The sequence below is a fragment of the Rhizobium sp. USDA 3886 genome, from assembly GCF_056279785.1.
The window spans coordinates 3,310,574-3,323,510 of record NZ_JBWCDC010000001.1 but is presented as its reverse complement, the minus strand read 5'-3'; the positions used below and the strand labels follow the sequence as shown (position 1 = coordinate 3,323,510).

General features: G+C 59.8%; 12 protein-coding genes and 1 tRNA gene. 3 read left to right on the top strand and 10 right to left on the bottom strand.

The window, feature by feature from the left end; genetic code table 11:
• Positions 1-22 precede the first annotated feature (22 nt).
• The 3 genes from ACZ9BX_RS16805 to tesB form a co-directional block, all read right to left on the bottom strand.
• The gene (locus tag ACZ9BX_RS16805; RefSeq protein WP_476219009.1) at positions 23-1,459 is read right to left on the bottom strand and encodes an ammonium transporter; all 1,437 of its coding nucleotides are present in this window, start codon (positions 1,457-1,459) and stop codon (positions 23-25) included.
• A gap of 28 nt (positions 1,460-1,487) precedes the next feature.
• Positions 1,488-1,826, bottom strand: a complete 339-nt coding sequence (locus ACZ9BX_RS16800; protein WP_027511789.1) for a P-II family nitrogen regulator — start codon at positions 1,824-1,826, stop codon at positions 1,488-1,490.
• A gap of 223 nt (positions 1,827-2,049) precedes the next feature.
• Positions 2,050-2,934 (bottom strand): acyl-CoA thioesterase II, encoded by an 885-nt coding sequence (gene tesB, locus ACZ9BX_RS16795; protein WP_476219007.1) that lies wholly within the window; start codon positions 2,932-2,934, stop codon positions 2,050-2,052.
• A gap of 35 nt (positions 2,935-2,969) precedes the next feature.
• Here tesB and ACZ9BX_RS16790 point away from each other — a divergent pair, with 35 nt between their 5' ends.
• Positions 2,970-4,232, top strand: coding sequence for a ubiquinone biosynthesis hydroxylase (locus ACZ9BX_RS16790; RefSeq protein WP_476219006.1), 1,263 nt, complete (start codon positions 2,970-2,972; stop codon positions 4,230-4,232).
• Here the strand turns inward: ACZ9BX_RS16790 and ACZ9BX_RS16785 are convergent.
• The 4 genes from ACZ9BX_RS16785 to ACZ9BX_RS16770 form a co-directional block, all read right to left on the bottom strand.
• Positions 4,229-4,417, bottom strand: a complete 189-nt coding sequence (locus ACZ9BX_RS16785) for a Trm112 family protein (protein WP_027511792.1) — start codon at positions 4,415-4,417, stop codon at positions 4,229-4,231. The genes ACZ9BX_RS16790 and ACZ9BX_RS16785 overlap by 4 nt on opposite strands.
• 10 nt (positions 4,418-4,427) lie before the next feature.
• Positions 4,428-5,111 (bottom strand): LON peptidase substrate-binding domain-containing protein, encoded by a 684-nt coding sequence (locus ACZ9BX_RS16780; protein WP_476219005.1) that lies wholly within the window; start codon positions 5,109-5,111, stop codon positions 4,428-4,430.
• A 104-nt stretch (positions 5,112-5,215) separates the two neighbouring features.
• Positions 5,216-6,187, bottom strand: coding sequence for a thioredoxin (trxA, locus tag ACZ9BX_RS16775; RefSeq protein ID WP_476219004.1), 972 nt, complete (start codon positions 6,185-6,187; stop codon positions 5,216-5,218).
• Positions 6,188-6,239: 52 nt separating this feature from the next.
• A complete protein-coding gene (locus tag ACZ9BX_RS16770) occupies positions 6,240-6,749 on the bottom strand; it encodes a prolyl-tRNA synthetase associated domain-containing protein (RefSeq protein ID WP_476219003.1) in 510 nt (169 codons plus the stop codon).
• Positions 6,750-7,002: 253 nt separating this feature from the next.
• Here ACZ9BX_RS16770 and ACZ9BX_RS16765 point away from each other — a divergent pair.
• A tRNA-Gly gene (locus tag ACZ9BX_RS16765) sits at positions 7,003-7,077 on the top strand.
• 627 nt (positions 7,078-7,704) lie between these two features.
• A complete protein-coding gene (locus ACZ9BX_RS16760) occupies positions 7,705-9,036 on the top strand; it encodes a glucoamylase family protein (RefSeq protein ID WP_476219002.1) in 1,332 nt (443 codons plus the stop codon).
• Here ACZ9BX_RS16760 and ACZ9BX_RS16755 read toward each other — a convergent pair.
• The 3 genes from ACZ9BX_RS16755 to ACZ9BX_RS16745 form a co-directional block, all read right to left on the bottom strand.
• The gene (locus ACZ9BX_RS16755) at positions 9,033-10,073 is read right to left on the bottom strand and encodes an ABC transporter ATP-binding protein (protein WP_476219001.1); all 1,041 of its coding nucleotides are present in this window, start codon (positions 10,071-10,073) and stop codon (positions 9,033-9,035) included. The genes ACZ9BX_RS16760 and ACZ9BX_RS16755 overlap by 4 nt on opposite strands.
• A complete protein-coding gene (locus ACZ9BX_RS16750; RefSeq protein WP_476219000.1) occupies positions 10,070-11,584 on the bottom strand; it encodes an ABC transporter permease in 1,515 nt (504 codons plus the stop codon). Before ACZ9BX_RS16750 ends, ACZ9BX_RS16755 begins: the two co-directional genes overlap by 4 nt.
• A gap of 221 nt (positions 11,585-11,805) precedes the next feature.
• Entirely contained in the window at positions 11,806-12,822 is a 1,017-nt protein-coding gene (locus ACZ9BX_RS16745; protein ID WP_476218998.1) for an iron ABC transporter substrate-binding protein, read from the bottom strand.
• Positions 12,823-12,937 lie beyond the last annotated feature (115 nt).

Sequence of the window (12,937 nt, the reverse complement as noted above, 5' to 3'; positions counted from 1 at the left end):
CCGGGCGCCGCAATCCCTGTGATCAAGAAGAGTGGTAGGCAGCTTCGCCGTGGGTCGACAGGTCGAGACCTTCGCGTTCTGCCTCCGGGGTTACGCGCAGGCCGATGATAAGGTCGACGATCTTGTAGAGGATCGCAGAGCCGACGCCCGACCAGACGAGGGTCGTCAGGACGCCCTTGAACTGAGCCCAGACCTGAGTTGCCGTACCAGCATAAGAAGCAGCGAAATCCGCCGTCGAATAGTCGACGATGCCTGCACCGCCGAGAGCCGGGTTGACGAGAATGCCGGTGCCGATTGCGCCGATGATGCCGCCAACGCAATGGACGCCGAAGACGTCAAGGCTGTCGTCGTAGTTGAACTTGTTCTTTACAACGTCGACGAAGAAGTAGCAGACCGGCGAAACGATGAGGCCGAGAACGATCGAACCCATCGGACCTGCAAAGCCTGCTGCCGGAGTAACGGCAACGAGACCGGCAACTGCACCCGAAGCAGCACCCAGCATGGAAGCCTTGCCGCGGGCGAAGGTTTCAACGATGCACCAGGAAACAGCGGCAGCAGCCGCTGCGACGAAAGTGTTGATCATGGCGAGCGAAGCGTAGGCATTTGCTTCGAGGTTGGAGCCGGCGTTGAAGCCGAACCAACCGACCCACAGAAGCGCTGCACCGACCATGGTGAGCGTCATCGAGTGCGGAGCCATGATTTCCTTCTTATAGCCCGTACGCTTGCCGAGCATGATGGCGCCGACGAGGCCGGCAATACCAGCATTGATGTGAACGACCGTGCCGCCGGCGAAGTCGATTGCACCATAGGAGAAGATCAGGCCGGACGGCGAAGTGTACGAGCTCGGACCACCCCAGAACCAAACCATGTGCGCCATCGGGAAGTAGATGAAGGTGACCCACAGGATAACGAACAGGATGACGGCAGAGAACTTGATGCGCTCGGCAAACGCACCGACGATGAGGCCGGGCGTGATGCAGGCAAACGTCATCTGGAACACAATGAAGGTGTATTCCGGAATGGCGACGCCTTTCGAGAAGGTCTCGGCAAGCGACGACGTGTTGACGCCGGCGAGGAAGGCCTTGGAGAAACCGCCGACGAAGCTGTTCAGCGAGCCGCCGTCAGTGAAGGCCAGCGAGTAGCCGTAGGTGACCCAGATCAGGGACACAACGGCGGTGATCATGAAGACCTGCATCAGCACGGAGAGCATGTTCTTGGCGCGCACGAGACCGCCGTAGAAGAGAGCCAGGCCCGGAATGGTCATCAACAGCACGAGCGCCGATGAGACGAGCATCCAGGTATTGTCACCCTTGTCCATGGTGAAGGCCGGAGCCGCTGCAGCCGCGGCATCGGCAGCAGCCGGCGCGGTCTCCTGCGCGAAGGCGACGACCGGCGCGAAAAGCGCGGCAGACGCAGCCCCGAGCCGCGCAAATGTGGAGGAAAACTTCGAAATTGACATTGGAATAAAGCTCCTTGCTCAGCCGTTCTTACAGCGCTTCGGTATCGGTTTCGCCCGTGCGGATACGGACGGCATGGTCGATCGAGTAGACGAAAATCTTGCCGTCGCCGATCTGGCCGGTCTTGGCTGACGACGCGATGGCTTCGACGGCCTTGTCGACGATTTCTGATGCGACGGCGATTTCGATCTTGAGCTTCGGCAGGAAGCTGACTGCATATTCCGTACCGCGATAGATTTCGGTATGCCCCTTCTGGCGTCCGTAGCCCTTCACCTCGGTCACGGTCAGGCCTTGGATGCCGATCGCCGTGAGGGCTTCGCGGACCTCATCGAGCTTGAACGGCTTGATAATGGCCATCACAATTTTCATCTGGTTTTCCCATCCTTCGTTATCCTCGGCGCGGAGCCGACTCTCCTTGCCGCTGACGTTCACGAACAGCGACTGGGGATATACATTCAAAGGGCGTGCCAGATTCGAAGCAGACTATAAGCTATTGAAAAATAAAGAGTATAATGAACGATGCTATTTAAGAGGCAAATGGTAGGGCAAGAACCGCCCAAATAATGCCCAAATTTGAGAAATTGCACATTTTTTATTCATTTGCCTTTTTCCGAATCAAACCTTCCTGCGAGACTGACGCAATCAGAACGCCAGACCGCGTGAACAGGCTACCGCGCGTGAGCCCACGAGCGCCGGAAGCAGATGGACTATCCTGCGTGTAAAGCAGCCAATCCGTAAGTTTATCAGGCCGATGAAACCACATGGAATGGTCGAGGCTCGCAACCTGCAGGCTTTGGTCGAAGATCGACGTTCCGTGAGCGTAGAGCGAGGTATCAAGCAGCGTCATGTCTGAGAGATAGGCAAGCACTGCGGCTTGATAGAGCCGGTTATCCGGGACCGTCCCCGTCGCGCGCACCCAGACGTCCTGGCGGGGATCGAGCTTCCTGTCGGAAAAATAGTGCGTCAGCGAAACCGGCCGGATTTCGATCGGCCGTTCGCGCTCCCAGTATTTGCGCACAGCCGGCGGCGCATGCGCGAGATACTGTTCCTTGATCTGCTGCTCGCCGAGCAGCTTTTCCGGCGTCGGAACATCCGGCATTACGATCTGGTGATCGAAACCCGGTTCCTCGATCTGGAAGGAGCACGAGAGCGCAAAAATCGCCTTGCCGTGCTGGATCGCCACGACCCGGCGCGTATTGAAGCTCGATCCGTCGCGAATGCGTTCCACCTGATAGACGATCGGCACGGAAGGATCGCCCGGCCGCATGAAATAGGCATGCAGCGAGTGAACGAAGCGCTCTGTCTCGATCGTCCGCTGGGCAGCCATCAGTGCCTGACCGATCACCTGTCCGCCAAAAACGCGTTGCCAGCCAACCTGCGGGCTGCGACCACGAAAGATATCCACCTCGATCGGCTCGAGATCGAGCGTCGCGAGCAGCGTTTCCATGGCCGTGGGCTTGGCTGCGTCTTCCATCATTTGTTCAGCTCCCGACGGTAGGAAGTGGGGATGCGATGATCTATATAGATCGTCATTGTAATCACAAGCGCGGGGAGCGGGCGATGCTGGACATGCTGGTTGTTGGCGGAGGTTATGTCGGCCTTTCCGCGGCGGTCGCGGTCAAGCAGGCAGCCCCCCACCTTGAGATTGCGGTCGTTGAAGCATCGCCTGAGCATGTCTGGCAGAAGGATATGCGCGCCTCCGCAGTCATCGCCGCGGCAACGAAGATGCTGGAGGTCTTCGGCATCTGGGAAGAAATCCTTCCGGAAGCCCAGCCGATCACCAAGATGATTGTGACCGATTCCAGGACCTCCGATCCGGTGCGTCCGGTTTTCCTTACCTTCGACGGTGAAGTGGAAGATGGCCGCCCCTTCGCGCACATGATCCCGAACGCCGTCATGGTCCGCGCGCTGCGCGGCGTCTGCGACCGGCTCGGCATCGAAATCCGGCATGGACTGAGCGCCTCCGGCCTGAAGACGGAAGAAAACCGGATTTCCATCACGCTGTCCGATGGCAGCATGCTGGAGTCACGCCTGCTCGTGGCCTGTGACGGCGTGCGGTCGAAGCTCCGCGATCTGGCGGGCATAAAGACGGTCACCTGGGATTACGGCCAGTCCGGCATCGTTGTGACCGTCGAGCATGAGCGGCCGCACAATGGCTGCGCCGAAGAGCATTTCCTCCCGTCCGGCCCGTTTGCGATCCTGCCGCTCACCAACAACCGCTCCTCCCTTGTCTGGACCGAACGCACGCACGATGCCGACCGGCTTGTTTCCGACGACGACCTGATTTTCGAGGAGGAACTGGAGCGCCGTTTCGGGCACAAGCTCGGCGCGCTTAAGGTCATTGGCGAAAAGCGTGCCTTCCCGCTCGGCCTCACGCTTGCCCGCGCCTTCGTGGCACCGCGCGTTGCACTTGCCGGCGATGCGGCACACGGCATTCATCCGATTTCCGGCCAGGGCCTCAATCTCGGCTTCAAGGACGTGGCCGCGCTGGCTGAGACCGTCGTCGAGGCCGACCGCCTCGGGCTCGATATCGGCTCGATCAATATTCTCGAACGCTACCAGGCCTGGCGCCGCTTCGACACCTTCCGCATGGGGGTTACGACCGACGTGCTGAACCGGCTGTTCTCGAATGACATAATGCCGGTGCGCATTGCCCGCGATGTCGGCCTCGGCATCGTCGACAGGCTGCCGAGCCTCAAGTCCTTCTTCATCGGGCAGGCGGCCGGCACGGCGGCCAGGAACAATCCAAGGCTTTTGGCAGGCGAGACGATCTAATCGTCAAGCCTCCGTGCCTCTGACACCAGCATGATCGGGATGCCGTCACGGATCGGATAGGCAAGGCGCGCCTTTTCCGAGACGAGTTCGTTGTGCTCCCGGTCATAGCTGAGCCTTCCCTTGGTCAGCGGGCAAACCAAGAGCTCAAGCAGTTTCGGGTCAACACGGCTGAGTTTTTCGTCCATGCCCGATGATTTACTGCAAAACCGTATCGGAGTCACCGAAGACGCGCGCCAGCACGATTTCGGTAATGGCGATCAGGGTTTCCGCTCTGGTCTTAAGATCGGGTGCCTCCAGCAGCGCCTGCTTCTCTGCAGGGCCAAAGGGCGACATCATCGCAAGCGAATTCACGAGAGTCAGATTGCTGGCGCGCTCAACGCTTTCCCAATCGGCCTCCAGCTTGTTCGCATCGAGATAAGCCCTGAACGCGGAGAGCAAGGCGCCACGATCGACGGCGTCTTCCTCATCGCGTGCGGAGAGATCGGAAATGAAGGGAGCGATATGGAAGCTTCTGAACGGCTCATGCGTCATTTTCTCGCCAAGTAGGCGAAAGCGGCAAACGCCCGTCAGCGAAACGATATAGCGCCCGTCGCCCGTCTCCGCAAAAGAGGTGATCCGCCCGATGCAGCCGACGGGAGCGAGATGAGGTTCGCCACCCTTCTCGCCCGCCATCGAATCGTTATCGCCAAGCGCGGGCTGGACCATGCCGATCAGCCGGTTGCCGGCCAGAGCGGCGTCAAACATCGCGAGATAACGTGGCTCGAAAATATTCAGCGGAAGCTGTCCCGTAGGCAGAAGAAGAGCGCCGGTCAGAGGAAAGACGGCGATCGAATCTGGCAGATCGCCGGGCTTTAAATATCTTGCATTCCCGACTTGCATCAAAACTTGTCCCGCAACCAACCGGCAGGAGCGAAACGATACTCCTGTTCTGCCTCTGAAATGTGGTGCCCTTGCCCAAAAACGCAAGGGCAAGGTTTCTAAAGTTATGAGAAGAGCATCGCTGAAAGCTTGCGCCGCGCGGACACGGTTGCCGGGTCCTTGAAGCCCCAGACTTCGAAGAACTGCAGGAGCTGACGGCGCGCGCCATCGTCATCGAAGGTCCGGTCCTTGCGCATGATGTGGAGCAGATGGTCTGCCGCCTCATCGCGCTTTCCCTCGACGTTCAGGATCTTGGCAAGCTTCATGCGTGCGTCGTGATTGTCCGGATCGAGCGCAAGGTCCTGCTCCAGGGCGACGGGATCGCCGAGCTTGCGAGCTTCTTCGATCTGATCGAGCTTCGTGATGACGGCTTGAATCCCGGCGTCATTGGCAAGCCCTTCCGGCAGATCGGTTAACGCTTCGCGAGCGCGCTGATGCTGGTTGGCGGCAATCATGCATTCGGCCATCCCAGCAAGCGCCTTGGCATTTTCCGGATCGGCTTGCATCACTGCACCGTAGAGCTGCGCGGCACCATTGACGTCGCCCGCGGCAAGAAGGCCAGACGCCTCCTCAAGCACCGCTTCAATCTCCGCAGCCTGATCCGCACCGGCAGGACCGGCGAGGCGGTCGATGAACTGGCGAACCTGGCTTTCCGGCACAGCACCCATGAAACCATCGGCCGGGCGGCCGCCGACGAAGGCGATCACGGCCGGGATCGACTGAATGCCGAGTTGGCCTGCGATCGACGGATGGTCGTCGATATTCATCTTCACGAGCTTCACGCGGCCTTGCGCCTCGTTGACCGCCTTTTCGAGCACCGGCGTTAATTGCTTGCAGGGGCCGCACCAAGGCGCCCAGAAATCAACGAGCACCGGCTGGTTGCGCGATTCCTCGATGACGTCCGTCGTGAAAGTGGCGGTTGTCGTATCCTTGATATGTCCGCCGCCTGCCGCCGGCAGCGGCGCCGAACCGAAGTTCGCCGTTGCCGACATCTGCGTGCCGAAGGAATTGCCGTAAGGATTGTTGCTGCCGCTCATTGGTATCTCCCGCCATGCCGGTGCCCGGCTTTTCTAGCGCTAAAATCGTATGTCAGGCCGTCACTTTCAAGACAAGCGGCTTATGGCCGGTCGCTTCCATGAAGCGGATGAGGTCTGCGCTTGCAATCGACGTCGTCGCATCGTTGGACAACGGATGGCAATTGACGATCTCCTCCTTCATCAAGTCCACATCGAGCACGAAGGTCACATTGTTGCCGGTGTCGTTGATAGCGCCAAAGGCCGTGACCGCGCCGGGGATCACGCCAAGATATTCCATCAGCCTTTCCGGTTTGCCGAACGAAACCTTGCTGGCCGCACCGATCGATGCATGCACGGTCTTGAGATCGACAACGGCATGCTCTTCGACGGTCAGCAGGAAGAACTGATCCTTCTTATCCTTCACGAAAAGGTTTTTTGTATGCCCGCCAGGGATTTCATCGCGCAGCGACACCGATTCGGCCACGGTGAAGACCGGAGCATGCTGCCGCGTGCTGTGCGCGATACCGAGCCCGTCGAGGAAAGCGAAAAGATCGTCTCTGTTTTTCGGCTTGGCTTCGGTCATCGCGGCATCCGTCTGGAATGAAAGGGGTAAGGCGCCCTGATTAAGTCGGAGGAACATGTTTTGCAATGTTCGTGATCGACGCTTTTCCTTGAATTTGCGGCGGTTTGCGAAGGAGCTTCCGAGCACTCCGAATTTTTCTTGGCCTTTCCGTCATTTCCCTGTTGCATTTGAAAATCGATTGGGCCATATAGCGCCCGTCGCCGCAAGGTGGCAGCCCACGGTCCATCAACTACCCCGGACCGATGCGGATTGAGCGGGTGTAGCTCAGGGGTAGAGCACAACCTTGCCAAGGTTGGGGTCGAGGGTTCAAATCCCTTCGCCCGCTCCAATTTTCTCAGTAAAATCAATCCTTTACGGATGCGACGTCTTGAGAAGTCCGAAAGGGTTTTTCTCGTGTCGCTACCTTGTCGCTACCGCGAAAAGGGATCTGGCGTTGATGCCGTCGAGGCAGAGGGATCGGTCGAGGATGTCGCACGAATATTCGAAGTGCCAGTCAGCGTGGTTCGCGACGCGGTGCGATTGAAGAGAGCTGCGTGAAGTTTTTGGTAGACGAAAACCTTCCACCCGCGCTCGCGCGCTCCCTAGCACGAAATCATCCATGTTCGGGAGCCGTTTGGTCCCGGCGTGAAGGACGTGCAATGGATCGGGGAACTCAGTGCCGAGGGCACGATGGATGGTCGGTGACCGTCAGCGGGTAACAGTATCGACCGTCGCCGAGCTTGAACTCGCCCTTGAAGTCGGCGCACCACAAAACGTCACCTGCTCAGGTCGGACACAATAACATCAGATACTTAATAATCCGCCGAAAGGCGTTTTTTTGTTGTTGTGCACCGATATCGCCGCGCCAGCGCCAAACGACCGGTCGCAGCCATTTGTCGCATTATCTGAAAAGAATTTGATTTGTGCGCAATGCATCGCCATGTTGAACGAGGGCGGACAACGGTTGGTTTGATGTATGCTGCAACGATTTGACGACACGGATGCCGCGCTGATCGACAGGCTGCAGAAATCCGCATTCGACTATTTTCTGAAGTATTCCAATCCCGAAAACGGCCTGGTCGCGGATACGTCCATACCCGACGTTCCCTGCAGCATCGCTGCCACCGGCTTTGCGCTTTCAAGTTATACGGTCGCCGTCGAACGCGGATGGATTACGCAGGCGGAAGCGGCAGGCAGGACGATCACGACGCTGCGCTTCTTTGCCGGGAGCCATCAAGGGCGCGAGCGCCATGCGACCGGCTATCGTGGCTTTTATTACCACTTCCTGCATATGGATACCGGCCACCGTGCATGGAACAGCGAGCTCTCAACGATCGACACGACCTTGCTCGTCGCCGGCATGCTGACGGCTGCGGCCTACTTCGATGGCGCCGATCCGATCGAGACGGAAATCCGCGAACTGGTGACATTGATCTATGAGCGCATCGACTGGCATTGGGCGTTGAATAAAGGACAGACTGTCTGCATGGGCTGGAAGCCTGGAAGCGGCTTTCTGCGCTGGCGCTGGCAGGGCTATGACGAGGCGATCCTGCTCTACACGCTAGCGCTCGCTTCGCCCACCCATCCGATCCCGCAATCGAGCTACGATGCCTTCGTCTCAAGCTATTCCTGGATGCTCTTCGGCAAGCAGCCCTATCTTTATGCCGGACCGTTTTTCATTCACCTTTTCTCCCATGCCTGGATCGGCTTCCGCGGGATTCAGGACAGGGAGATGGCTGCACGCGACTGGGACTATTTCCGCAACACCCAGGTTTCGATCGCCGTGCAGCGCGATTATGCCGAGCGCAATCCCGGGCACTTCGTCGGCTACAACAGGAATGTCTGGGGATTTTCCGCCTCCGACGGTCCGCCGCCAACGCGGAACATGCGTAGCGGCCGGCATCCGAAGGTTCTGGGTTACGCCGCACGCGGTGCACCACTTGGCCCGGACGACGGGACAATCGCACCCTGGGCGGCGCTTGCGGCATTGCCTTATGACCGGCAGGCGGCGGTCGACGGCCTGAAGGCGCTGCTGGCTGCCTATCCCAATCTGCTCTGCGAAGGCCGCTTTCCGGGCGGCTTCAATCCATCAGTGAAGACCGCCCGGCCCGAAGGTTGGGTGGACGACCGGTGCGTCGCGATCGACCAGGGACTGCTGGTGATGACGATCGAAAACGATCGGTCGGAGTTCATCTGGAGCCTGATGCAACGGTCGCCGATCATCCGGCTCGGCCTCGAACGTGCCGGCTTTACGGGCGGCTGGCTGGAGCAGGCGGAAACGGAAAGTGTTTCGCGAAAGACGGCTTAACGGCCGCCGAAGACATGCGCCTTGCCGGCGATATCAAGGCGAACACGATCGCCGCGCTCGGGCAAAGCCACGCTGGATGTTTTGATGAGGATCGGCGGCAGCGCCACCCCTTCCAGCGACACCGCCACGGTGCAGGTCGCACCGCCGAACTCCACCTCAACGACGCGGCCTCCGTAGGCGGGCTCGCTTTCATCGGCAACGACGCGAATCTGCTCCGGCCGCAGCATGATCTCGGCCTTGCCTTGATGGCCGCCTTCCACTGCGACGCGGCCGAGCGCGCAATCGGCAAAGCCATTGCGGATGATCGCCGGAAGCATCACCGCATCCCCGAGGAAGAGTGCGGTTTCGCGGTCCTTCGGCTGCAGGTAGAGCGATTGCGGTGAACCCGCTTGGATCAGCTTGCCTTCCCTGAGCACCGCGACCTGATCTGCAAAAGAGAGAGCCTCTGCTTGATCATGGGTGACGAGAATCGTCGTGATGTCCGCCGCCTGGAGGACGCGGGCAACGGCCTTGCGCATGTGTTCGCGAAGACCGGTATCGAGCGCCGAGAAGGGCTCGTCGAGCAGCATGAGACGCGGCTTGCGGCCGAGGGCTCTCGCGAGCGCCACACGCTGCTGTTGACCGCCGGAAAGCTGGTGAGGACGGCGCGTCAGCATGTTGCGGTCGAGCTCGACCATATCCAGCAGTTCGACGATCCGCTTTTCGCGATCGCGAGCGCCACGCTCGAAACCGAAGCCAATATTGTCGGCAACGCTCAAATGCGGAAAAAGCGCGCCGTCTTGCGAAACGGTGCCGATGCCGCGCTTGTGGGCGGGAACGGTTGCCAAGCCATCCGCGAGCACTTCGCCATTCAGGATGACTTGCCCTTCATCTGGCCGCTCGAAGCCGGCAACAATGCGCAGCAAAGTCGTCTTGCCGGAACCCGAGGGGCCGACGACGGCGGTGCGGCTGCCGGCGGCAACGTCCAGCGTCACCTTGTCCAAAGCTCTCACCGGGCCATAGCGCTTGCTGACAGACTGGATCGTAAGCAGTGTCATTGGCCGGCAGTCCGTTTCGATTGGGCATAAAGAAGAAGCGTCAGCGGCAATGACAGCACGATCATCATCACCGCATAAGGAGCGGCCGACACATAGTCGATTTCGCTGGTCAGCGACCAGAATTTCGTTGCCAGCGTTTCAACACCGTTCGGCGACAACATCAGCGTTGCCGTCAGCTCGTTGGTGATGCCGAGCGCCGACAGCGCAATGCTTGCAGCAAAGCCCGGGGCAGCAAGGCGCATGGTAATCTGGCGTACGGCCTGCGATGGCGTGCGACCCAGGCCCATGGCGGCCCGCTCCAGCTCTACAGGTGCCTGCGCGATGCTGGCACGAAGGCCGACCATCGCGCGCGGCAGGAAGAGCAGGACATAGGCAACGATGAGGGTCGCAAAAGTCTGGTAGAGCGGCAGCGCCAGCCGCACGGTGATCGTCACCAGTGCCAGTGCCACAACGACGCCGGGAAGCGAGCCGACATAATAATGGCAGGCTTCGAGCAATCGCTGGAATCGTCCCGGTGCGCGGACCGACAACCAGGCCATCGGCGCGGCCGCGATCGTCGTCAAGACGCCGCCAGCGACCGCAAGGACGACCGTTTGAACGAAAGCATTTCCGACAGCATCCAGCCGCCAGATCTCCGTGCCGCCTAAATAGAGCCAGCGGCCGAGCGTCATGAGCGGCACGCCAAGCGTCAGCACACTAAGCGTTCCCGGCAGCAGAACACCAGGTACCACAAACCAGCCGAGATGGCGGCGATCGGCGGGACGCGCGGAACCGGAGCCGACGCGGGCGTAGCGCTCGTTGCCGCGGAGCAGAATTTCCAGGCCGAGCAGGAAGAGGCAGCAAGCGACGAGCACACCGCCGAGCATGTTGGCTGCGGGGCTGTTATAGGCAGACTGGAACTGATCGACGATCGCGGTCGAAAAAGTGTCGAAGCGGATCATCACGTAAAGCCCGTATTCCGACAGGAGATGCAGCCCGATCAGGAGCGAGCCTCCACAGATCGCAAGCCGCAGCTGCGGCAGGATCGCGCGGAAGAAGACGCGCCAAGGGCCAAGGCCAAGCGACGCCGCCGCATCCTCGATCGCCGGGTCGAGGCGGCGAAGGGCGGCAGCGACCGGCAGGTAGAGAAAAGGGTAATAGGCAAGCACGGAAACGAAGACACCGCTCTGCAGGCCGCGCATGCCGGGAACGAGGCTCACCCAGGCATAGCTGTGCACGAAGGCCGGAACGGCAAGCGGCGCAACAGCAAGCCAGGACCACAACCGCGGAACCGGAACATTGGTCCGCTCCGTCAGCCACGCGAGCGTCACGGCAAGCACAATCGACAAAGGAATGGTGAGTGCTTCAAGGAAGATGGTGTTGACGAGCAGCTCACCGACACGCGGACGGAAGACCAGTGCCTTTACCGTCTGCCAGCCGACATCGGCGGTAATCCAGCCGATGAAGCCGAGCGGTAAGAGACTCATAATTGCGACCAGCGTTGCAAAGACGACGACGGAGGCGTGGGGCATGCGCCCGCGCAGCAAACCTGTTCCGCTGACTGGCGCCCTATTGCCGGGCGCGAGCTCGGAAACAAGGGATCTGTTGTCTTGCAGCAAGGCCGGCGCCTTTATACGCTGAAAAAGGAAGGCAACCGCCTCTATCTGAAGCGGTTGCCTAGTTTGATCATGCCCTAAGGTTTTCTTGAGCCAAAAGCAATAGTTTTGACTCGATCCGCCTGCGGCAGAAAGGCTTAGATCAGGCCAGCAGCCGTCATCAGCTCGACGACCTTCTTGCTGTCGAGTTCGGAAGCCTCAACCTTCGGTGCATTGAGATCGGCAAGTGGGACGAGCTTGTCGTTCGATTCACCGCTGACCGCGTATTCATAGGACGTACCGTTCTTCAGGATGTCCTGGCCGCCCTTGCTGGCGACGAACTTCAGGAATGCCTGGGCTTCCTTCATGTGCTGGGTGGACTTCAAAATGCCGCCACCCGAAACGCTGACGAAAGCGCCGGGATCCTGGTTCTTGAAGTAATGCTGGCCGACATTCTTGCTGTTTTCGCCTGTCTTCGCCTGATCGCCGAACCAGTAGTAGTGGTAGATGACCGCGCCTTCGACTTCGCCGGCGTTGACCGCCTTCATGGCAACGCTGTTGCCCTTGTAGGGCGTTGCGTTTTCCTTCATGGCCTTTAGCCATGCAGCCGTTGCTTCTTCGCCTTTCAACTGTAGCAGCGCACCCACAATCGCCTGGAAATCGGCACCGGCAGGCGACGCACCCCAACGGCCCTTCCAGGCCGGATCGGCGAGATCGAGCAGGGACTTCGGCAGCTTGTCTTCGGTGAGCTTCGTCTTGTCATAGACAAAGACGGTCGAGCGGGCGGCAATGCCGGTCCACATCCCGTCGGCCGGACGGTACTGCGCCGGAACCAGATCAAGCGTTTCCTTGTCGACCGGGGCAAAGAGACCCGCGCTATCGACGAGCGCCATTGCCGGAGAGTTCTCGGTCAGGAATACGTCGGCCGGGGAAGCGTCGCCTTCCTGAATGATCTGGTTGGCGAACTGCATGTCGCTGCCCTGGCGCATGGTGACCTTGATGCCAGTCTCCTTGGTGAAGGCATCGATCCATTCGCGGCCGAGGCTTTCATGCTGGGCGTTATAGACGACGATGCCTTCGGCGTCCTGCGCACTCGCGGCGGAAGCCAGCGTCGTCGCAGCAAGAAGCGAGGCGGCAAAAGCAAGCGCGGAAAAGCGCGTAAGAGAAATTTTCATTGATGCCCTCCATGGCCGTGTCACCCAAACTCCCCGGGTGATGCGTGCTCGTATATTTTTCTTGATCCAGCTTTTCAAGTTTTGCCTTGCTAAGCCTCTTCACAAATACTTGAAG